Source organism: Photobacterium sp. S4TG1 (assembly GCF_036040035.1).
Lineage (GTDB): Bacteria > Pseudomonadota > Gammaproteobacteria > Enterobacterales > Vibrionaceae > Photobacterium.
Genome location: NZ_JAYXUH010000028.1, coordinates 1 through 20802 on the forward strand (window position 1 = coordinate 1; position 20802 = coordinate 20802).

General features: G+C 41.0%; 22 protein-coding genes and 2 tRNA genes. 17 read left to right on the forward strand and 7 right to left on the reverse strand.

The window, feature by feature from the left end; genetic code table 11:
* Positions 1-293: 293 nt before the first annotated feature.
* A complete protein-coding gene (locus VXS03_RS19545; RefSeq protein ID WP_327765488.1) occupies positions 294-638 on the reverse strand; it encodes a hypothetical protein in 345 nt (114 codons plus the stop codon).
* A gap of 651 nt (positions 639-1289) precedes the next feature.
* Positions 1290-3302, reverse strand: coding sequence for a transketolase (gene tkt / locus VXS03_RS19550; RefSeq protein WP_327765489.1), 2013 nt, complete (start codon positions 3300-3302; stop codon positions 1290-1292).
* A gap of 392 nt (positions 3303-3694) precedes the next feature.
* Between tkt and metK the strand changes: the two genes are divergently transcribed.
* From metK to ruvX, 6 genes are all read left to right on the forward strand, one after another.
* On the forward strand, positions 3695-4849 hold the full coding sequence (gene metK / locus VXS03_RS19555) for a methionine adenosyltransferase (RefSeq protein WP_327765490.1): 1155 nt from the start codon (positions 3695-3697) through the stop codon (positions 4847-4849).
* A gap of 152 nt (positions 4850-5001) precedes the next feature.
* Positions 5002-5487 (forward strand): SprT family zinc-dependent metalloprotease, encoded by a 486-nt coding sequence (locus VXS03_RS19560; RefSeq protein ID WP_080158254.1) that lies wholly within the window; start codon positions 5002-5004, stop codon positions 5485-5487.
* Positions 5488-5619: 132 nt separating this feature from the next.
* Positions 5620-6351 (forward strand): 16S rRNA (uracil(1498)-N(3))-methyltransferase, encoded by a 732-nt coding sequence (gene rsmE / locus VXS03_RS19565; RefSeq protein ID WP_080158255.1) that lies wholly within the window; start codon positions 5620-5622, stop codon positions 6349-6351.
* 17 nt (positions 6352-6368) lie between these two features.
* The gene (gene gshB, locus VXS03_RS19570; RefSeq protein WP_080158256.1) at positions 6369-7319 is read left to right on the forward strand and encodes a glutathione synthase; all 951 of its coding nucleotides are present in this window, start codon (positions 6369-6371) and stop codon (positions 7317-7319) included.
* 120 nt (positions 7320-7439) lie between these two features.
* Positions 7440-8003 carry a YqgE/AlgH family protein gene (locus tag VXS03_RS19575; protein ID WP_327765491.1) on the forward strand — a complete coding sequence of 188 codons (564 nt, stop codon included), beginning with the start codon at positions 7440-7442 and terminating at the stop codon, positions 8001-8003.
* Entirely contained in the window at positions 8000-8431 is a 432-nt protein-coding gene (gene ruvX, locus VXS03_RS19580) for a Holliday junction resolvase RuvX (RefSeq protein WP_036793273.1), read from the forward strand. The genes VXS03_RS19575 and ruvX overlap by 4 nt, the downstream gene beginning before the upstream one ends.
* 346 nt (positions 8432-8777) lie before the next feature.
* Here ruvX and VXS03_RS19585 read toward each other — a convergent pair whose 3' ends face one another.
* Together VXS03_RS19585 and VXS03_RS19590 are read right to left on the reverse strand one after the other, a co-directional pair.
* Positions 8778-9884 carry a PilT/PilU family type 4a pilus ATPase gene (locus VXS03_RS19585; protein ID WP_327765500.1) on the reverse strand — a complete coding sequence of 369 codons (1107 nt, stop codon included), beginning with the start codon at positions 9882-9884 and terminating at the stop codon, positions 8778-8780.
* Between the two features lie 16 nt (positions 9885-9900).
* Positions 9901-10938, reverse strand: a complete 1038-nt coding sequence (locus tag VXS03_RS19590; protein ID WP_327765492.1) for a type IV pilus twitching motility protein PilT — start codon at positions 10936-10938, stop codon at positions 9901-9903.
* Between the two features lie 25 nt (positions 10939-10963).
* Between VXS03_RS19590 and VXS03_RS19595 the strand changes: the two genes are divergently transcribed.
* From VXS03_RS19595 to hemW, 6 genes are all read left to right on the forward strand, one after another.
* Positions 10964-11674, forward strand: coding sequence for a YggS family pyridoxal phosphate-dependent enzyme (locus VXS03_RS19595; protein ID WP_327765493.1), 711 nt, complete (start codon positions 10964-10966; stop codon positions 11672-11674).
* 92 nt (positions 11675-11766) lie between these two features.
* Positions 11767-12585 (forward strand): pyrroline-5-carboxylate reductase, encoded by an 819-nt coding sequence (gene proC, locus VXS03_RS19600; protein WP_327765494.1) that lies wholly within the window; start codon positions 11767-11769, stop codon positions 12583-12585.
* Positions 12586-12594: 9 nt separating this feature from the next.
* Positions 12595-13152 carry a YggT family protein gene (locus VXS03_RS19605; protein ID WP_327765495.1) on the forward strand — a complete coding sequence of 186 codons (558 nt, stop codon included), beginning with the start codon at positions 12595-12597 and terminating at the stop codon, positions 13150-13152.
* Positions 13149-13445: a DUF167 family protein YggU gene (yggU, locus tag VXS03_RS19610; protein WP_045037795.1), complete on the forward strand. Its 297-nt coding sequence runs from the start codon at positions 13149-13151 to the stop codon at positions 13443-13445. The genes VXS03_RS19605 and yggU overlap by 4 nt, the downstream gene beginning before the upstream one ends.
* A 172-nt stretch (positions 13446-13617) precedes the next feature.
* Entirely contained in the window at positions 13618-14208 is a 591-nt protein-coding gene (locus tag VXS03_RS19615) for an XTP/dITP diphosphatase (RefSeq protein WP_080158263.1), read from the forward strand.
* 3 nt (positions 14209-14211) lie between these two features.
* The gene (hemW, locus tag VXS03_RS19620; RefSeq protein WP_327765496.1) at positions 14212-15372 is read left to right on the forward strand and encodes a radical SAM family heme chaperone HemW; all 1161 of its coding nucleotides are present in this window, start codon (positions 14212-14214) and stop codon (positions 15370-15372) included.
* Between the two features lie 111 nt (positions 15373-15483).
* Here the strand turns inward: hemW and VXS03_RS19625 are convergent, their stop codons facing one another.
* The 3 genes from VXS03_RS19625 to trmB all read right to left on the reverse strand — a co-directional run bounded on the left by VXS03_RS19625 (position 15484) and on the right by trmB (position 17704).
* Positions 15484-15882, reverse strand: coding sequence for a DUF2884 family protein (locus VXS03_RS19625; protein WP_327765497.1), 399 nt, complete (start codon positions 15880-15882; stop codon positions 15484-15486).
* 59 nt (positions 15883-15941) lie between these two features.
* Positions 15942-16862 (reverse strand): glutaminase B, encoded by a 921-nt coding sequence (glsB, locus tag VXS03_RS19630; RefSeq protein ID WP_297479354.1) that lies wholly within the window; start codon positions 16860-16862, stop codon positions 15942-15944.
* A gap of 104 nt (positions 16863-16966) precedes the next feature.
* Positions 16967-17704, reverse strand: coding sequence for a tRNA (guanosine(46)-N7)-methyltransferase TrmB (gene trmB, locus VXS03_RS19635; protein ID WP_080158267.1), 738 nt, complete (start codon positions 17702-17704; stop codon positions 16967-16969).
* Positions 17705-17954: 250 nt separating this feature from the next.
* Here trmB and mutY point away from each other — a divergent pair, with 250 nt between their 5' ends.
* The 5 genes from mutY to VXS03_RS19660 all read left to right on the forward strand — a co-directional run bounded on the left by mutY (position 17955) and on the right by VXS03_RS19660 (position 20694).
* A complete protein-coding gene (gene mutY, locus VXS03_RS19640) occupies positions 17955-19004 on the forward strand; it encodes an A/G-specific adenine glycosylase (RefSeq protein ID WP_327765498.1) in 1050 nt (349 codons plus the stop codon).
* A 120-nt stretch (positions 19005-19124) separates the two neighbouring features.
* Positions 19125-19886 carry a 5'-methylthioadenosine/adenosylhomocysteine nucleosidase gene (locus VXS03_RS19645; protein ID WP_327765499.1) on the forward strand — a complete coding sequence of 254 codons (762 nt, stop codon included), beginning with the start codon at positions 19125-19127 and terminating at the stop codon, positions 19884-19886.
* Between the two features lie 170 nt (positions 19887-20056).
* Positions 20057-20329, forward strand: coding sequence for an oxidative damage protection protein (locus VXS03_RS19650; protein WP_080158270.1), 273 nt, complete (start codon positions 20057-20059; stop codon positions 20327-20329).
* 168 nt (positions 20330-20497) lie between these two features.
* Positions 20498-20573 (forward strand) — tRNA-Phe (locus tag VXS03_RS19655).
* 45 nt (positions 20574-20618) lie between these two features.
* Positions 20619-20694: transfer RNA gene (locus VXS03_RS19660), tRNA-Asn, on the forward strand.
* Positions 20695-20802: the final 108 nt, after the last annotated feature.

The window sequence follows — 20802 nt, forward strand, 5'->3', positions numbered from 1 at the left end:
ACCGGATCACCGTTCATACAAAAACACTCCCCAAATCGGCATTTTAAAAGGTTTTGTTAAGCTAAATCAGGCTAAAACTAACGTTATTATATTGTTATTAGTGTTACTTAATTCCAAATTCTTCATTTGAACGCTATTTGGTAGCCACCTATACAAAAATCAGCTTTTCTACCCAGCTAACATCATCACCACCGGCCGCATTTGAATATCTACCTAGCGACCACTCAATAATATTCAGGTATAAAAAAGGTCGCCTGAGCGACCTTTCTATAATTCATATCATCCAAGATGACTTACCACGTTAAACCACATGCGCTCGCTTTTGCTTTAGCAAGGCTGTAGTACTTACGCTTAACAAGGTAATTACCGTCATTTTTAAGCCCTTCAACACGTAGCCACTTATTTTTGCCAAAACGTGCTTTTACCGGAACACCAACGGCGAAACGCTTACCCGATTGATATTTTGCAACATAAAAACTATCACGAACTTTGAAGATATAGCCATTCTTACCACAAATTCGAGCACTCTCAACACGGCCTTTTTTAGTCGCGCCCCAGTTACCCCAATCATCAGCATGGCTAGGTAGAGAAGTCATCGCGGCTAAACCAAGTAGTAATCCTAAAATAGCTTTTTTCATCACAACACTCTAAAAAGTAAACTTGTGAGTTTATTTTAATCATAATCAAAAGAAAGAAAAGAGAAATAATCCAAAAACGTGAAAATTGACAAACGTCAGCAAAATACAACGTTAACGGCATGAGTAAATATTGAAATATAACCAAAAGGTATGGTTTTGAGCCTGTGTGGTTTTTTATGGCAAATGTGATTAAATCAAAACATCAATATTAGGCTCTAACGTAAAAAAGGCTTTGAACAATAAGTTCAAAGCCTTCTTAGAAAGATGTTGAAAGGTTAAGGAAAAACCTTAACGCTAACTTTACTTAGTCATGTTGCCGCTTTTATACATAGGAGCGAATACAGGCGTGTAAAGTGCAATAATTTTATTAACGATACCAGTCATTTCTTTTTCCTCAATAAACTAAGCTTTTTTAATAGTACAACCATAGCCTAACCATTGACTCTATAAGGCTTGCGGTCGTGTTTCGATGAGGCTAATTATAGGTATTTCATTGGACTTTGAAAGTGATAAAAACAGCCATTTCAAATTAGTTTTAATAATGTGAAACACTATTATATTTCCACTCTATTTATAATGTTTAATCGAAATTATCGGCATAAAAAAGACCGCAATTAGCGGTCTTTAAAAATGGTGGTTAATAGGGAAAACTTACCCTAATAACGCATTAGCATTATTAACAATGTTTTCAACAGTAAAGCCGAACATGTTAAATAACTCATCAGCTGGCGCTGACTCACCAAAGGTTGTCATGCCAATAATGCGACCGTTCAAGCCAACATATTTGTACCAGTAATCCGCAATACCCGCTTCAATCGCGATACGTGCAGTCACATTTGCAGGTAATACACTTTCACGGTAAGCGGCAGTTTGCTTATCAAATAAATCAGTGGCAGGCATTGAAACCAAACGTACTTGATGACCCGCAGCGGTAAGTTCTGCATACGCTTGCGCTGCAATACCGACTTCAGAACCTGTTGCAATTAAAATAAGCTCAGGTGTAGCGGCACAATCTTTAAGAATGTAGCCACCTTTAGTGATATTCGCGACTTGCTCAACGTTACGATCCTGCTGATCAAGGTTTTGACGAGAGAAAATCAACGCTGTTGGACCATCTTTACGTTCAATCGCATATTTCCAAGCAACCGCTGATTCAACCTGATCACAAGGACGCCATGTACTCATGTTCGGGGTTAAACGCAGTGATGCGACTTGCTCTACTGGCTGGTGCGTTGGACCATCTTCACCCAAACCAATCGAATCGTGAGTGTATACCTGAATATTTTGCACCTTCATCAATGCTGCCATACGCAGTGCATTACGTGCGTATTCCATAAACATTAAGAAAGTTGCACCATAAGGAACAAAGCCACCGTGTAATGCAATACCGTTAATGATGGCTGTCATACCAAATTCACGCACACCGTAATGAATGTAGTTACCCGATGCATCTGTCGGTGTCAGTGATTTAGAGCCAGACCACATAGTTAAGTTAGATGGCGCTAAATCGGCAGAACCACCCATAAATTCAGGTAATAACTGACCGTACGCTTCTAGCGCATTTTGTGATGCTTTACGTGATGCGATATTGGCTGGGTTAGCTTGCAGATCCGCAATAATACGTGATGTTTCTGCTTCCCAATTCGTTGGTAAGTCACCGTTCATACGACGGCTAAATTCAGCCGCTAATTGAGGGTAAGCTGCGCTATAAGCGGCAAACTTTTGATCCCATGCGATTTCTTTCGCATTACCCGCTTCAATGGCATTCCAATTAGCAGCAATATCGGCAGGAATTTCAAATGGGCCGTGGTTCCAACCTAGGAATTCACGCGCTGCTGCAATTTCTTCAGCACCTAATGGCGCACCATGACAATCATGAGAACCGGCTTTATTTGGCGAGCCAAAACCAATGATGGTTTGACAACAAATAAGGGTTGGTTTAGTGGTTTCTGCTTGTGCTGCAGCAATCGCGGCATTAATCGCATCAGCATCATGGCCATCAACGGTTGAAATAACATGCCAGCCGTAAGCTTCAAAGCGCTTGGCGGTGTCATCGGTAAACCAACCTTCGACTTCACCATCGATTGAAATACCATTGTCATCCCAAAAAGCAATTAACTTACCAAGACCTAGAGTGCCTGCTAATGAACATGCTTCGTGAGAGATACCTTCCATCATGCAGCCATCGCCCATAAAGGTGTAGGTGTAGTGATCAACGATCTCATGCCCTTGCTGGTTAAATTGCTCAGCCATGGCTTTTTCTGCCAATGCCATACCCACCGCATTGGTAATACCTTGACCTAAAGGACCCGTCGTGGTCTCAACACCCGGCGCATAACCATATTCTGGATGGCCAGGTGTTTTTGAATGTAATTGACGGAAATTTTTAAGATCATCAATCGATAAATCATAACCTGTTAAATGAAGCAGAGAATAAATCAGCATAGAACCATGACCGTTTGATAATACAAAGCGATCACGATCAGCCCAGTTTGGATTTTGTGGATTATGATTCAAATGATCACGCCACAATACTTCAGCAATATCTGCCATTCCCATCGGCGCACCCGGATGACCTGAGTTCGCTTGTTGCACACCATCCATACTAAGTGCACGAATTGCATTGGCTAGTTCTTTACGAGACACCGCATTGCTAGAAGACATATCTGCTCCAAATAGTCATAAAATAATAAATTACGAACAAATAGTTACCATTTTTATTAATGATCACTTAATTTCGCTTCAATATTGTCTCAAATAGATGCCATTGACTGCAAACGTTTTCGTTTTTAAAAAAACCAATTTATTCAACAATATGCAATCAGTCTGAATTTAAGTTTTTGTATTTAAAATGGTAACAATAAAAAGCTTCTTCTTTCACCAATACCGGTTTTCGCTAAATCCTTACAGATTACATTGTTGATTTTATAACTGGTCGGGGTATTATAGACGTCTAGACGGAGGTAGCTCCATACATATAAACGTATGGAATGCAGTGCAGTATCAGTATTACCGCTACCGTTCTACCAAATTTATGAATATAAGTGAGACCATCAATGGCTAAACATCTGTTTACTTCTGAGTCGGTATCAGAAGGTCATCCAGATAAAATTGCAGACCAAATTTCAGACGCAGTCTTGGATGCAATTTTAGAGCAAGATCCAAAAGCACGTGTTGCTTGTGAAACTTACGTAAAAACTGGCATGGTAATGGTCGGTGGCGAAGTAACAACATCAGCTTGGGTTGATATCGAAGAAATCACTCGTGAAACAGTGCGTGAAATCGGTTATATTCACTCAGACATGGGCTTTGATGCTAATTCTTGCGCTGTTTTAAATACCATTGGTAAGCAATCACCAGATATCAACCAAGGCGTTGATAAGACTGACCCTAAAGAACAGGGCGCTGGCGACCAAGGTATTATGTTTGGTTATGCAACCAACGAAACCAAAGAGTTCATGCCTGCACCAATCACTTATGCACACCGTCTTGTTCAGCGTCAAGCGCACGTACGTAAGAATGGCAGCCTACCTTGGTTACGTCCTGATGCTAAATCTCAAGTAACATTTGAATACGATCAAGGTAAAATTGTTGGTATTGATGCGGTTGTATTATCAACTCAACACAGTGATTCAATTTCAACAGCTGATCTACGTGAAGCGGTAATGGAAGAAATCATCAAGCCAGTATTACCACAAGAGTGGTTACGTAAAGATACTAAATTCTTTATCAACCCAACTGGTCGTTTTGTTATCGGTGGCCCAATGGGTGACTGTGGCTTAACAGGTCGTAAAATTATCGTTGATACCTACGGCGGCGCAGCACGTCACGGTGGCGGTGCATTCTCGGGTAAAGATCCATCAAAAGTTGACCGTTCAGCAGCATACGCAGCACGTTATGTAGCGAAAAATATCGTTGCCGCTGGTATGGCTGAGCGTTGTGAAATTCAACTTTCATACGCTATCGGTGTTGCTGATCCAACATCTATCATGATTGAAACGTTCGGTACTGAAAAAGTACACCAAGATATTATTATTGAAGCGGTTCGCCAGCACTTCGACCTTCGCCCATACGGCCTACAAGAAATGCTAAACCTACTTCAGCCTATCTACAAAAAGACGGCTGCATATGGTCACTTTGGTCGCGAAGAATTCCCTTGGGAAAAAACAGACAAAGTAGAAGCGCTACGCGACTTCGCTAAACTTAAATAATAATAAAATTAAGTTTATCAAATACTAAGGGGCGATTATTCGCCCCTTTTTTATGTCTAAAATAAAATAACCGCTATTTTTTATATTGCAGTGTATAGTCAGCTATGGTTATTTTGCACCAATATAGATAATAACTGAGGATATTTTTGGCTATGACTCCGTTACAAAAGCAAGTGCTTACTCACGTAGAATATTGCATTGTTCATGCTAACCAGCGTTTGAATAAACGCCTAACCATGCCTAAGGTTAACTTTACTCAACGTGGTAAAATTGCCGGTACTGCGCACTTACAGAAATGGGAATTACGCTTTAATCCAATACTATTAGCCGAAAACCCTGATGCATTTTTAAATGAGGTTATCGCTCATGAAGTCGCGCATTTAGTGGTGTTTAAACACTTTGGTCGCGTTCGTCCTCATGGCCGTGAATGGCAAATAATCATGACTGAAGTTTTCAATGTCCCCCCCAAAACTACTCACAACTTTAATGTCAGTTCAGTGGCTGGAACAACTTATATTTACCACTGCCCATGTAGTGAATACCCACTCACTATTCGTCGCCATAATAAGGTTCTACGAGGCCAAGCCAGCTACCATTGCCGTAAATGTCGCCAACAGCTACAGCTCAAAGCATCGTAATTTGAGTCGTATTTAAACGACCTCAATAATTTTTATTATTCGTTCCTCGCCACACTGATTTTTGCCCTCTCTTCTGTCGTCAACCATGGTAATATCTTTTATTACCCAACAATTACTACAGATGACCGCATCATGAGAATTCCACGAATTTACCACCCACAACCTTTACCTAGCCAAGGTACGGTTATGCTTAGCGACGATGCGGCTAACCATGTTGGCCGTGTAATGCGGATGCAAGTTGGGCAACAAGTATTACTGTTTGATGGCAGCAATGCAGAGTTTCCCGCTGTTATTAGTAGTGCGAGCAAAAAAAGTGTTGAAGTTGAGATTCAAGCGCGTGTTGAACATAGCATTGAGTCACCATTAGATATTCACTTAGGCCAAGTGATTTCACGCGGTGATAAAATGGAATTCACCATTCAAAAATCGGTTGAATTAGGTGTTAATACAATTACACCACTTATTTCAGAGCGTTGTGGCGTTAAACTCAATGCTGAACGCTTTGAGAAGAAACTGGAACAGTGGCAGAAAATCGCAATTGCAGCCTGTGAACAATGTGGCCGTAATGTCGTTCCTACCATTCGCCCGGTAATGAAGCTAGAGCAATGGTGCGCTGAAGAATATGATGGTTTAAAACTAAATTTACACCCTCGTGCGCATTATTCAATTAACACCCTCCCTACCCCAGTAACCAAAGTACGGTTATTGATCGGTCCTGAAGGTGGCTTGTCAGCTGAAGAGATCAGCATGACAGAGCAATATAAATTTGACGAAATTTTATTAGGCCCACGTGTGTTACGCACTGAGACTACCGCAATGACAGCCATTACCGCACTGCAAGTTCGCTTTGGTGATCTTGGCTGAGTAATCAGGAGAAAACAATGATCAAGCTAGGTATTGTGATGGACCCTATCGAGTCTATCAATATCAAAAAAGATTCGACCTTTGCCATGATGATGGAAGCTCAACGTCGTGGTTGGGAATTACACTACATGGAAATGAGTGATCTTTCTTTAGAGCAAGGTGTCGCAATTGCACGTACTCGCACTGTAACTGTAAAAAAAGATCCAAACGATTGGTTTGAATTTCATAATGAGCAAGAGATTCCACTCGCGGATCTTGATGCGGTATTAATGCGAAAAGATCCTCCGTTTGATACTGAATACATTTATGCGACTTACATTCTTGAGCGCGCAGAAGATAACGGTGCATTAATCGTTAACAAACCGCAAAGCCTACGTGATTGTAATGAAAAATTATTTACCGCATGGTTCCCAGAACTAACGCCAACCACGATTGTGACTCGTCGTGCCGACAAACTAAAGGCATTCCATAAAGAACACGGTGATGTGATCCTAAAACCGCTTGATGGCATGGGTGGTTCGTCAATCTTCCGTGTAATGAAAAATGATCCTAACGTATCGGTGATCATTGAAACACTAACCGCAATGGGTCAAAACTACTGTATGGCACAAACATTCGTGCCTGATATCAGTAACGGTGATAAGCGTATTTTAGTGGTTGATGGCGAACCAATGCCATACTGCCTTGCGCGTATTCCAGCTAAAGGTGAAACTCGCGGTAACTTGGCCGCTGGCGGTCGTGGTGAAGCGCGTCCAATTAGCGACACTGATCGTAAAATTGCAGAAACTGTTGCGCCAATTTTAAAACAGAAAGGCTTGATCTTTGTTGGTCTTGATGTAATTGGCGATAAACTCACTGAAATTAACGTAACCAGCCCAACCTGTATTTGTGAAATTGAAGCTGCATTTGATATTTCTATCACAGGTAAATTAATGGATGCGATTGAACGCCGTATTAACGCTAACTAAGATCACCTAAGCGCTAAACATCAGCCATAATCAAACCAAGAACGCAGCGATTATTTTTTATCGCTGCTTTTTATTATCAACACCATCATCGGTGCTGACGTGTATTTAATGGTGTTGTAAATGAACCTGACCAATTATTTTCTAGTGGCAATGCCCACTATGGAAGATCCAAATTTTAAGCATAGTGTCATTTATGTTTGTGAACATAATGATGAAGGTGCAATGGGTATCATCATTAATCAGCCGATTGAAATTTCAATTGTCGACATGCTTGATCAAATTAATATTGAACGTACACAACCATTAATTGACCCGATAAGTATTGAAGCGCCTGTACTTAATGGCGGACCTGTCGCAGAAGATCGCGGTTTTGTATTACACACAATCCAAGCTGATTATAGCTCTAGTACGACTATCACCCCCCAACTAGCGGTGACCACATCCTTAGATATTTTAGCGCAACTAGGCACTCATCAAGCACCCCAACAATTTATTGTCGCACTCGGTTATGCGGGTTGGGATGTCGGTCAACTAGAGCAAGAATTAGCGAATAATAATTGGCTAACCATTGAAGCAGATAGCGATATTATTTTTTCCACTCCGATAGATCAGCGCTGGCAACAAGCCCTTGCAAAATTGGGTATTACCCCCGCGAATCTATCATCAGATATAGGCCATGCATGAGTCAATCTCGCAGCGTATTAAGCTTTGATTACGGCACCAAAAGTATTGGTGTTGCTATCGGTCAAGAACTTACTGGTACTGCCAGTCCTCTCGCAGCTTTAAAAGCCAAAGATGGCATTCCTAATTGGGATGATATTGAAAAGATCCTTAAAGAATGGCAACCAGATTTAATCGTAGTGGGATTACCATTAGATCTTGAAGGTAAAGAACTTGAAACTATCGCACCACGGGCCAAGAAATTTGCGAATCGTATTCATGGTCGATTTGGCTACGCGGTTGAACTACACGATGAACGTTTAAGTACTGTAGAAGCAAAAGCAGATTTATTTGAACGCGGTGGTTATCGTTCATTAAGCAAAGGTAACATTGATTCACAATCAGCCGTGGTCATTTTGGAAAGCTGGTTTGAACGTCAATATGGCGCTTAATTAACAGCAGCTATCATCTCTGACTAAAAACATAAAAAAGACAAGCTTTCATCTGAAGCTTGTCTTTTTTTTGTCTGGTACAGCTTTAGCTCATAAGATCATCACAAAGCTGACAGCTGTTTTCTAAATCACTTCTCTTTGTTTCTCAAGCTGTAGTATCACTGGCTTGATCAGCTTGTACAGCTTTTTGATCACTTAAACCCAAAAGCTTACCCACTGTATTTTACGTTGAGAATTTAAAATAAATAACCTATAAAACAACGCCTTAAATAAAAACACTCGTATAGAGCATAATTATTAACAATTTTCCCATGATGTTCCTTTAGTAAAAGGATCATCATAGACTTTAACTGTTTTCAAGCGTTACTCCCGATAAACTACTTAACGGCTGAATACTATGATCACCCACTTTAATCATTAACCGTAAATCATTTGCAGAGTCAGCATAATAGAGTGCATCTTGCTCACTAATTTTTCCTTCACTAAATAATGCATACAATGATTGGTCAAAAGTCATCATTCCCGCTTCGGTTGATTTTGCCATCACATCTTTTATTTCATACAGATCGCCACGGCGAATCAAATCAGCGACACGAGGGGTATTGAGCAATAACTCATACACACCGTGACGCCCCTCTCCATTAGCATCGGCTACTAATTGCTGCGCCAAAATACATTTTAAGTTGAGTGATAAATCAAATAAAAATTGATCTCGTCGCTCTTTGGGCACTAAATGTAAAATACGTTCTAATGCTTGATTGGCATTATTGGCATGCAACGTTGCCATACATAAATGGCCAGTTTCCGCAAAATTCATCGCGTATTCCATGGTCTCACGGGTACGAATTTCACCGATTAAAATCATGTCCGGCGCTTGACGTAATGAATTTTTTAGCGCCACTTCATAACTAGCAGTATCCAACCCAACTTCACGCTGAGTCACAATGCATTTATTATGTTTATGGACAAATTCAATCGGATCTTCAACCGTTAAAATGTGCCCACTTTGATGTTGATTTCGATAACCCGTCATTGCCGCCATCGAGGTTGACTTACCCGATCCTGTTGCCCCAACAATTAACACTAAACCACGTTTTGATAACGCTAATCGCTCCATCTCAATCGGTAACTGCAAATCACTTATTTGAGGGATTTGAGTTTCAATACGACGGATAACCATTCCGGGTAATTCTCGTTGCCAAAAAGCACTGACACGAAATCGATGTTCATTACGCACTAAAGCAAAATTAGCTTCTTTGGTACTGATAAACTCCTGTCTGAGGTTGGCATCCATCGCTTGATCAAACAAACTATCAACATCATCACGGGTTAATACCTTGCCAATATCATGTAGAGTACCGTCAATTTTTAATAAACACGCTGAATCAACCGTAATATATAAGTCAGAAGCTTTTTTAATAACAACCTGTTCAAGAATGTCATCTAACGTCATGCAATTATTCATTTATTTAAAATCCACGTTGATTACTATCAAGAATACGACGCCCTTCTTCGGCTTCCACCATTCCTTGTGCCACCAGCATTTTTACACTTTGTTCCATGGTCTGCATGCCAAGTGATGAACCGGTTTGAATCATTGAATACATCTGAGCAATTTTATCTTCCCGAATTAAATTTCGAATCGCTGGGGTTGCCATCATCACCTCATGACAAGCAACACGCCCACCAGAGGTACACTTCAATAAGTTTTGTGCCACAACGGCGCGCAATGATTCTGACAACATTGAGCGCACCATCGATTTATCATTACCAGGAAAGACATCAATAATACGGTCAACCGTTTTAGCTGCTGAACTAGTATGCAAAGTACCTAATACCAAGTGACCTGTTTCAGCTGCCGTTAATGCCAAACTAATGGTTTCTTGATCACGCAACTCACCCACAACAATTACATCGGGATCTTCACGTAACGATGATCGTAGGGCATTTTGGAAACTAAGTGTGTCACGATGTACTTCGCGTTGGTTAATCAAACAACTTTTACTGGTATGGACAAATTCAATCGGATCTTCAATCGTCAAAATATGGCGTTGATAGTTGCTATTGATGTAATCTACTAAGGCAGCAATGGTAGTTGATTTACCAGAGCCTGTTGCACCAGTCACCAGTACTAAGCCACGGTTAAGCTGCGCGATATCATAAAAAACCTCAGGCACATTCAATGATGCTAGCGTAGGAATATTTACAGGGATAGTTCGTAGTACAGCAGAAGCACCACGAGACTGATGAAATGCGTTAACTCTGAAACGGCCGATATCGGGTAATTCAAAAGAAAAATCGACTTCTAATTTTTCTTCATATTCTCGACGCTGAGCATCGTTCATAATATCAAAAATCAGTTGATGCACTTCAGTATGCGTTAAAGCAGGTAAACTGAGTTTTCTCACATCACCATCAACTCTTATTATTGGTGGAACGCCTGCAGAAAGGTGCAGATCTGATGCGTTATGCTTTACACTAAAATCGAGTAATTCGGTAATATCCATAAATAACTTTCCTCAAGAACCAATTATGAACAGTATTAAGCAAAATATTATACAGGTCATCAATGAGATGGCACTCGCAACCAAAAATTGCGGCAGAGACATCGATTCAGTGCAATTGTTAGCGGTAAGTAAAACCAAGCCCGTTGCTGCAATCGAGCAAGCAATTGACACAGGGCTCTTTGCCTTTGGTGAAAATTACGTTCAAGAAGGGGTAGATAAAGTCAATTACTTTGCGAGTCACCCTGCAGCGGAGAAATTAGTATGGCATTTTATTGGTCCAATTCAGTCCAATAAGACTCGTCCCATCGCTGAACATTTTGATTGGGTGCATTCAATTGATCGCCTTAAAACAGCGACACGCTTAAATGAACAACGACCAGCAACCATGGCACCATTAAATGTGCTGTTACAAGTAAATACCAGTGGTGAAGCGAGTAAATCTGGTATCAATGCTGATGAAGCAATGGCACTTGCGGCAGAAATTGCCACCATGCCGCAATTAGTTTTACGCGGATTAATGTCGATTCCACAACCTGAAACCGATTATGATAGTCAGTTCGCTGCATTTAAAAAACTGGCCGATTTATTAGAACAACTGAAGCCACACCATCCACAGCTAGATACACTATCAATGGGCATGAGTGGTGACATGGAAGCGGCAATTGCAGCTGGCAGCACTATGGTTCGAATTGGTACAGCTCTGTTTGGTGCGCGTGATTACGGCAGCCAAGCCTAACAATAGTTTTTAGATCTTAACGATAATCTTCAATTACGGTCAACGACTCAGCCTACTTGTTTGCGCGTCGTACCAACAGCAAAGGATATTACATGGAACAGCGTTCTATCGCCTTTATCGGTGCCGGTAACATGGCCCGTTCAATAATCGCTGGATTAATTACCAGTGGCTATGACGCGAGTAAAATTACCGCAACAGCGCCAAGCAAAACCCGTCTCGCACCGTTAAGCGCTGATTTTGGTATTCATACCGATAATGATAACCTACGTGCAGCGCAACACGCTGATGTCATCGTACTGGCAGTGAAACCACAATTAATGGCTGAAGTATGTTTGCCATTGCAAGCGATAGATTTCAGTAATAAATTAGTAATCTCTATTGCTGCTGGCATTAATAGTGCACGATTAGTAACTATGCTTGATAGCCAACTGCATTTAGTGCGCGTAATGCCAAACACACCAGCATTAATTGGTAAAGGCATGAGCGGTTTATATGCAGATGCAACATTAGCGCCGCAAGATCATCAGTTTGCCAGCCAGCTATTACAAGCCGTCGGGGAAATTTGCTGGGTTAAACAAGAAGCAGATATCAATGGTATCATTGCAGCAGCAGGCAGTGCGCCCGCTTACTTCTTCTTGTTTATGGAAGCGATTCAACAACAAGCGATGGCACAAGGTTTTGATGAACAAACAGCACGACTGCTCGTTCAACAAACCGCATTAGGCGCAGCAGAAATGGTGCAAGCAAATCCTGACACGGATCTGGCTACACTACGTCAGCAAGTGACTTCTAAAGGTGGCACTACAGCAGAAGCGATTAATACGTTCAATCAGCATCATTTAACAGAAATCGTGGCTAAAGCAATGCAAGCTGCTGTTGCTCGTGCTCAAGAAATGGAACAATTGTTTTAAGGTTTAATTATGAATTCACTCGCTTTTTTAATTACCACAGTCTTTGATCTTTACATCATGATTGTGTTGCTACGTGTTTGGTTACAATGGTCACGAGCAGATTTTTATAACCCATTCTCACAATTTATTGTCAAAGCAACTCAACCGGTTGTGGCACCGCTACGTCGCGTGATCCCATCGGTCGGTTCATTTGATATGGCGACCATCTTTTTTGGTTACCTATTGTGTGTGGCTAAGTTTGTTTTACTGCAACTGGCGCTAACCGGTGGAGCATCAGCATTTAGTCCAATGTTCTTATTGTTTGGTCTATTAGCATTCTTAAAAGCCGCTGGCGGTTTATTATTCTGGGTACTATTAATTCGTGCCATTTTAAGTTGGGTAAGCCAAGGTCGCAGCCCAATGGAATATGTGATGCACCAGCTAACAGAACCACTAATGGCACCGATTCGTCGCGTTCTGCCAGCAATGGGTGGTCTTGATTTAAGTATTCTGGTGATTTTCTTAGGCTTGCAGTTTGCTAACTATTTAATGGGCGATTTAATTGGTCCAATTTGGTTCCAGTTATGAGTGATAATGCTGTATTTCGCCAAGGTGATGATGTCGTTATTCGACTTTATATTCAACCTAAAGCCAGCCGTGATCAAATAGTTGGTCTGCATGGTGGCGAAGTAAAAATTGCCATTACAGCACCCCCTGTTGATGGTAAAGCGAATGCACATTTAGCCAAATACTTAGCCAAGCAATTTAAAGTAGCAAAAGGATTAGTGCACGTGGAAAAAGGCTTTCAAGGTCGCCATAAGCAAATCCGTATCGAAGATCCTAAGCAGATCCCTGAAACTATCGCTAATTTAATGCAATAGCTTTGCTGCCAGTTACTATTGTTAAAAAAGCGAATATCATTCTGATGTTCGCTTTTTTTATATTCAATCATCCCTCATAACATAACCTTGCTGAGTGCTCGACTTTGTTATTATTCCCACAACGGCTATCATAGCGGTCATTAACGAATGAACGTTTTCAAAAGGCATCAATATGAGCAAACTGGTACTGGCAACAGGCAATCAAGGCAAAGTAAAAGAAATGGCTTCCCTACTTGCTGACTTTGGATTTGATGTGGTCGCTCAAAGCGATTTTAATGTTTCAGAAGTAGCAGAAACAGGCACCACGTTTATTGAAAATGCGATCATCAAAGCGCGCCATGCTGCCAAAGAAACTGGTTGTGCTGCGATTGCTGATGATTCAGGACTTGAGGTTGATTTCCTACAAGGTGCGCCGGGTATTTATTCAGCTCGTTTTGCCGGTGAAGGTGCAACGGATGCCGAAAACATTGATAAATTACTTGCAGCAATGGACGGTGTTCCAGAAGCACAACGTAGTGCGCGTTTCCATTGTGTCTTAGTGATGATGCGTCACGAAAATGATCCAACGCCTCTTGTGTGTCATGGCTCGTGGGAAGGTAGTATTTTAACTGAACGTCATGGCGACAATGGCTTTGGTTATGATCCGATTTTCTGGGTACCTGAAGATCAATGTGCTTCAGCGCAACTTGACCCAAGTCGTAAAAAGCAACTATCACACCGTGGTAAAGCACTTCAACAACTTTTCAGTGCACTAAAAGGCTAACTCATGCTTGTTCCTCCACCACTCAGCTTATATGTTCACATTCCTTGGTGTGTCCAAAAGTGCCCCTACTGCGACTTTAATTCGCATGCGCTAAAAACTGAATTGCCAGAACTTGATTATATTGATGCGCTCATTGACGATCTTGAAACCGATCTGATGGCGTACCAATTAGTTAATGGTCAACGGCCACTACATTCGATTTTTATTGGTGGTGGTACGCCAAGTTTAATTTCGCCCGCTGAAATTGGTCGCTTACTGGCCGCGATTGAAAGCCGTATTCCATTTAGTGACAATATTGAAATCACCATGGAAGCCAACCCAGGTACTGTTGAAGCTGGACGATTTGAAGGGTACCGCCAAGCAGGTGTTAATCGCATTTCAATTGGTATTCAAAGTTTTCAGGATAATAAATTACAGCGTTTAGGTCGCATTCATGGTCGCGACGAAGCGATTAAAGCCATTGAATTAGCAAAATCGGCTGGATTAAACAGTTTTAACACTGATCTAATGCACGGCTTACCTGATCAATCCATCACTGATGCGATCAGCGATCTTAAACAAGCAATCGCTCTTGATCCCCCCCATCTGTCTTGGTATCAACTTACGATTGAGCCCAATACTCTGTATTACTCAAAACCGCCAACATTGCCTGATGACGATGATTTGTGGGATATTTTTGAGCAAGGTCATGCACTGTTAACTGCCGCTGGTTATCTGCAATATGAAATTTCCGGTTACAGTAAGCCCGGCAAACAATGCCAACATAATCTAAATTATTGGCGTTTTGGCGATTACCTAGGGATTGGCTGTGGTGCTCATGGCAAGATCAGTTTTGATGATGGCCGTATTATTCGCACAGTAAAAGTAAAGCATCCACGCGGATACTTACAAACAAATAAGCCCTATTTAAGCGAACAAAATACGGTGACGGATAGCGAACGTCCATTTGAGTTCTTTATGAACAGATTTCGATTATTAGAAGCCTGTCCAAAGCAAGATTTCATTGATCGCACGGGTTTACCGTTAACCTCTATTGAAGCTAATATCGATTGGGCAATTGAACAAAATTATTTGCAAGATAATGGCGATCAATGGCAGATCACCGAGCATGGTAAGTTATTTTTAAATGATTTATTAGCTGCATTTGTTGAAGATGATGAGTAATTAACACATCTGATAAGTACTTAGCATTACTTAAACATAAAAAAGCGATATCACTCTGTGAGTCGCTTTTTTAGTTATTACTCACCAATGATAAAAATCGCTATAAAGAGCTTATTCTAAACTAACACTCCGCCAGTTTTTCAACGCTGGAATCTGTTGTCGAATTTGATTTTCTTTATCAATACGCAGTGCTGCAAAATTACAAAGCGTCGTATCAATATGTTGACCATGAGATAAAACATACGGTAAATCTGTAGTGATCGTTTGATAATATTGAGCCAATAATTCAGTTTGTTGCGGGGCTAAATTTACTTTATGAATATCAAAATAAAGCTGACCATTATCTTTAATCGTAAAGGTCTGTGTGTCTTGCTCTAGTATTAATTTTTCATCTGTAAAACTGACATTATTTTGCCACAATGGCTGACATTCGACAGCCATAACGGATGAACTAATGCTCAACCCAAATAATAACCCACAGCCATTTTTTATATATCGTTTAATATTCATAAATAATACTCGCTTCCCTGAAAAAGTGGGTTGCGACATATCATTTCGATATATACCCACTAAAAAATAGAACGTCCAATCCGTGCTGATAACTTTTCTAATGCTGCAGTACCCACCAGAGAATTCCCTGATTGATCCAATTCTGGCGACCATACAGCTATTGTCATTTCACCCGGTACAATCGCTACAATACCGCCACCAACACCTGATTTACCCGGCATACCAACGCGGTAAGCAAACTCTCCCGCGCCATCATATAACCCACATGTCGCAAGCAATGCATTTATATGCTTACTTTGAGTTTGGCTAATAATTGGCATTTTTGCACCTAAAGGCTGACCTTTATTTGCTAAATAAGAAAATGTGCGCGCTAAATCGACACAGCTCATCTTTAATGCGCAGTAACTAAAATAGTTATTAAGTACAGGCATGACTTCATTATTAAAGTTACCAAATGAACGCATTAAATAAGCAATAGAAGCATTACGATCGCTATGCTGCATCTCTGAATTCGCCACAATTTTGTCGTAAACAATCTGTGGGTTACAGGATAATTCACGGACTAATTCAAGCATGCGATATTGCGGCGCACATAAGCGGCTATACAACATATCTGAAATCACAATCGCACCTGGATTAATAAATGGATTTCGAGGAATACCATTTTCTAATTCCAACTGAATCATTGAATTAAATGCCTGACCTGAAGGCTCTTTCCCTACTCGTGCCCATAATTCATCGGGTTCATAGAGTGCCATCGCTAATGTCAGTGATAAAACTTTGGAGATTGATTGAATAGAAAAGCTTTCTTGGCTATCACCAGCTTGAATAATTTCACCATCGTTGTAACACACAGCGATGCCTAATTTATTCGCAGGAACTTCAGCTAAAGCTGGAATATAGTTAGCGACTTTCCCTTGACCAATCAATGGTCTAACTTCATCTAAAATGCCATTGAGCAAGGTCTCTGTCGGCTTCATTTATTTCATCTCCAATAACAAAAAAGCCAACAAAAGTTGGCTTTCTAAATAAATAACGCAATAACAACGGCTACCCTAATCGATAGTCACTGCAATGTCTGCAATTATTCAGTACGCATGTACTTCATATCCCACACGCCATGACCTAGGCGATGACCACGTGCTTCAAACTTGGTTAAAGGACGGTCTTCTGGGCGTGCAATGTAAGCACCGTCAGTGGCGGTATTTTTGTAACCAGGTGCCGCATCCATCACTTCAACCATATGCTCTGCGTAGTTTTCCCAGTCTGTTGCCATATGGAAAATACCACCAATTTTAAGCTTTTTACGTAGCATCTCAGCAAATTCAGGCTGAACAATACGGCGCTTATGGTGACGTGCTTTATGCCATGGGTCAGGGAAGAACAACTGTACCATATCAAGGCTGCCATCAGGGATCATGTGTTCAAACACTTCCACACCGTCATGACACATAACGCGTAAATTGGTTAAATTAGCCGCTTCAGCGCCCATCAAACAGTGACCTACACCTGGACTATGAACTTCAATACCCACATAGTTTTTCTCTGGCGCAGCTTGTGCCATTTCAACTAATGATGCACCCATGCCAAAGCCAATTTCTAACACAACTGGCGCTTCACGGTTAAAGACTTGTGTCCAGTCAAGCATTTCAGTGGCGAAATCAATACCCATGGCTGGCCAGTTTTTTTCCATCGCATGTTCTTGACCCTTGGTTAAACGGCCTTCACGACGAACAAAACTACGGATCTTACGAACCATTTTGCCTTCATCGGTAAATTCAGTCAGAGTTACGTCACCTGACTTTTTTGAAACTTCGCTCATGCTAACTATCCAAACAAAAAAAGAAACGGAACGGCATTATCCAAACTTATAGGCTCAATTCAAGTCTATCAAGTGTGACAATCGCCAGTTTATGATGCAATCTTAGTCAATAACGTCATTATAGACGCCATAACATTGATGACTTGCAGTATAAGGGATCGTATCCACGGACTCCAATTTTCCGCAAGCTCATTCCATAATAAAGCGCAACATGGCATTTTTTAAGCCCATTAAGTAAAGTGAGTTCACCGTGAGTACAGCTTTTTCCGACGCTATTCTAGCGTGGTATGATAAATTCGGTCGAAAAACCCTTCCATGGCAACATCAAAAGACCCCCTACAAAGTATGGCTATCTGAAATCATGTTGCAACAAACCCAAGTTGCAACGGTGATCCCTTATTTCGAGCGTTTTATGGCGCGTTTTCCAACAGTGGCAGATTTAGCGGCAGCGGAACAAGACGAAGTACTTCATCTATGGACTGGCCTTGGCTATTACGCTCGTGCACGTAATCTTCACAAAGCAGCCCAATTAATTGTCACGCAACATAATGGCGAATTTCCAACAACGATTGAGGCGGTTGAAGCCCTACCAGGAATAGGTCGTTCAACCGCAGGCGCAGTGTTATCGCTATCATTAAAACAGCATCATCCTATTTTAGATGGCAACGTTAAGCGTACTTTAGCGCGTTGTTATGCGATTGAAGGTTGGCCAGGGAAAAAAAACGTTGAAAATGCATTGTGGGACATAGCAATTGAAAATACGCCAGCAATTGGTGTTGAACGCTACAACCAAGCAATGATGGATATGGGCGCTATGATTTGTACTCGTAGCAAACCTAAATGCGATTTATGCCCCATTGAAGCTCAATGTATTGCAAAAGCCCAACAGCGTCAGACAGAATTTCCGGGAAAGAAACCTAAAAAAGAGATGCCAGAAAAACAAACTTGGTTTGCGATTTTACGTTATGGCGACAAGGTGTGGCTAGAACAACGTCCACAAGTGGGAATTTGGGGCGGCTTATGGTGCTTTCCACAACATGACAGCGACGATCTAAATAATCTGTTATTGCAGCAATTAGGTCAGCCGCAAACACTGATCGCCAGTCAACAACAGTTAATCGCATTTAGACACACATTTAGTCATTATCACCTTGATATAGTGCCCGTCTTATTTAACTTAAATCAAATGCCAAATGTGGTCCATGAACGCCAAGGGCAATGGTATGATCTCCATGATCCCGCTAAAATAGGCCTTGCTGCGCCAGTGCAAAAGATCCTTGATGGGTTGTTATACCTTTAGCTATAAATAAATTTATCACTAGTTACATTTTTAATGGCATAAGCTGCTCTTTATAATGTCATTTTACAATGTAACTAGTTACTATCTTTACCCCCTAACCTATTATTAATCCATTCTATTATGAAAAAATTAAGCTACTTCTTCGCCACTATTCTAACAAGTTGTTCTTTTTTCGCATCCGCTGCGCAAACGATTGCTATCGTTGGTGCTATGGATGCTGAAATTACCAATTTACTGCCACATATTAAAAACAAGCACACCGTTACTATTGGTCAACATCTGTATTATCAAGGAAAAATCGGTAAACATTCGGTTGTTGTCACTCGTTCTGGTGTCGGAAAAGTCAATGCTGCCGTTACCACCACTACGTTAATACGTGAGTTTAAAGTTGATAAATTAATCTTTACTGGTATTGCCGGCGCGGCAGCATCTCAACTATCACCAACCGATGTTGTGGTTTCAACCGCATTGGTACAACATGATGTCGATTTAACCGTTTTTGGCAATAAACCCGGTCATATGGACGGATTTGATGATCGCTATTTTTATGCAGATCCACAATTAACCGCTCAAGCATTTGCGGCAGCACAACGGGTTCTTGATAATCAAAAAGTGTTTCAAGGGATTATTGCAACAGGTGATCAATTCATTGCAGACAAACAAAAAGTAAAGTTTATTCATAATGAATTCAATGCAATGGCTATTGAAATGGAAGGGGCTGCGGTAGCGCAAGTTGCCTTTATGTTTAATAAACCGTTTGTTGTTATTCGTACTATTTCAGACAAAGCAGATGGATCAGCACACTTTGATTACCCTAAACTAAAACAAATAACCGCTGATAATTCCGTAGCGATCACCTTAGCGATGCTAGACACTCACTAAACCATGCACACCTAGAAAACCGTGTAATCCACACTGATTACACGGTTGTTATTCCTATCTCGACCCTAGCCGCTACTGGCCGAGTCTGGTATAACTATTGCTATAAATACAGCAATTATAGATACAGCCATCTCGCTGTAATTTAATAATGAATGCATAAGGAATATTCCATGAGCCGTACTGTTTTTTGTGTCCGTCTACAGCAAGAAGCTGAAGGTCTAGATTTTCAATTATACCCAGGTGAACTTGGCCAACGCATTTTTGATACGGTATCAAAGCAAGCATGGGCACAATGGCAAGCAAAACAAACTATGCTAATCAATGAAAAAAAATTGAATATGATGAATCCTGAACATCGTCAATTACTTGAGACAGAAATGGTGAATTTTTTGTTTGAAGGTAAAGATGTGGTGATTGATGGTTATACGCCACCTGAAAAATAATATTCAAATCAAATAGATATTCCGCCGTCATTCAAACGGCGGAAAGCATTGAAAATGTAAAAAATCACATCACAACGAACAAAAAGCCAACATTCAAACATAATAATCATTTTTTATTAAAAAAAGGGTTGACGAAAAGGCTCAAAACCCTTTTAATAGCGCCCCGTTGCCTCGATAGCTCAGTCGGTAGAGCAGAGGATTGAAAATCCTCGTGTCGGTGGTTCGATTCCGCCTCGAGGCACCATTTCTTCTTTTTTGAAGTTTGGTGTCAAGCAACGACAAAATCTGTTCCCTCTTAGTTCAGTTGGTAGAACGCCGGACTGTTAATCCGTATGTCACTGGTTCAAGTCCAGTAGAGGGAGCCACTATTTATTTCTTGGCTCAATAGAGCGGAGAGATTACAGAATTTATGTGCCGACTTAGCTCAGTAGGTAGAGCAACTGACTTGTAATCAGTAGGTCACCAGTTCGACT

Excerpts from the sequence above, each read along its gene's own strand:
- gshB (WP_080158256.1), top strand. The coding sequence starts at position 6,369 with ATGATCAAGCTAGGTATTGTGATGGACCCTATCGAGTCTATCAATATC.
- rsmE (WP_080158255.1), top strand. The coding sequence starts at position 5,620 with ATGAGAATTCCACGAATTTACCACCCACAACCTTTACCTAGCCAAGGT.
- proC (WP_327765494.1), top strand. The coding sequence starts at position 11,767 with ATGGAACAGCGTTCTATCGCCTTTATCGGTGCCGGTAACATGGCCCGT.
- VXS03_RS19595 (WP_327765493.1), top strand. The coding sequence starts at position 10,964 with ATGAACAGTATTAAGCAAAATATTATACAGGTCATCAATGAGATGGCA.
- VXS03_RS19605 (WP_327765495.1), top strand. The coding sequence starts at position 12,595 with ATGAATTCACTCGCTTTTTTAATTACCACAGTCTTTGATCTTTACATC.
- VXS03_RS19590 (WP_327765492.1), bottom strand. The coding sequence starts at position 10,938 with ATGGATATTACCGAATTACTCGATTTTAGTGTAAAGCATAACGCATCA.
- tkt (WP_327765489.1), bottom strand. The coding sequence starts at position 3,302 with ATGTCTTCTAGCAATGCGGTGTCTCGTAAAGAACTAGCCAATGCAATT.
- VXS03_RS19575 (WP_327765491.1), top strand. The coding sequence starts at position 7,440 with ATGAACCTGACCAATTATTTTCTAGTGGCAATGCCCACTATGGAAGAT.
- glsB (WP_297479354.1), bottom strand. The coding sequence starts at position 16,862 with ATGAAGCCGACAGAGACCTTGCTCAATGGCATTTTAGATGAAGTTAGA.
- VXS03_RS19625 (WP_327765497.1), bottom strand. The coding sequence starts at position 15,882 with ATGAATATTAAACGATATATAAAAAATGGCTGTGGGTTATTATTTGGG.
- hemW (WP_327765496.1), top strand. The coding sequence starts at position 14,212 with ATGCTTGTTCCTCCACCACTCAGCTTATATGTTCACATTCCTTGGTGT.
- VXS03_RS19615 (WP_080158263.1), top strand. The coding sequence starts at position 13,618 with ATGAGCAAACTGGTACTGGCAACAGGCAATCAAGGCAAAGTAAAAGAA.
- VXS03_RS19560 (WP_080158254.1), top strand. The coding sequence starts at position 5,002 with ATGACTCCGTTACAAAAGCAAGTGCTTACTCACGTAGAATATTGCATT.
- VXS03_RS19585 (WP_327765500.1), bottom strand. The coding sequence starts at position 9,884 with ATGACGTTAGATGACATTCTTGAACAGGTTGTTATTAAAAAAGCTTCT.
- VXS03_RS19650 (WP_080158270.1), top strand. The coding sequence starts at position 20,057 with ATGAGCCGTACTGTTTTTTGTGTCCGTCTACAGCAAGAAGCTGAAGGT.
- VXS03_RS19645 (WP_327765499.1), top strand. The coding sequence starts at position 19,125 with ATGAAAAAATTAAGCTACTTCTTCGCCACTATTCTAACAAGTTGTTCT.
- yggU (WP_045037795.1), top strand. The coding sequence starts at position 13,149 with ATGAGTGATAATGCTGTATTTCGCCAAGGTGATGATGTCGTTATTCGA.
- ruvX (WP_036793273.1), top strand. The coding sequence starts at position 8,000 with ATGAGTCAATCTCGCAGCGTATTAAGCTTTGATTACGGCACCAAAAGT.
- VXS03_RS19545 (WP_327765488.1), bottom strand. The coding sequence starts at position 638 with ATGAAAAAAGCTATTTTAGGATTACTACTTGGTTTAGCCGCGATGACT.
- trmB (WP_080158267.1), bottom strand. The coding sequence starts at position 17,704 with ATGAGCGAAGTTTCAAAAAAGTCAGGTGACGTAACTCTGACTGAATTT.
- metK (WP_327765490.1), top strand. The coding sequence starts at position 3,695 with ATGGCTAAACATCTGTTTACTTCTGAGTCGGTATCAGAAGGTCATCCA.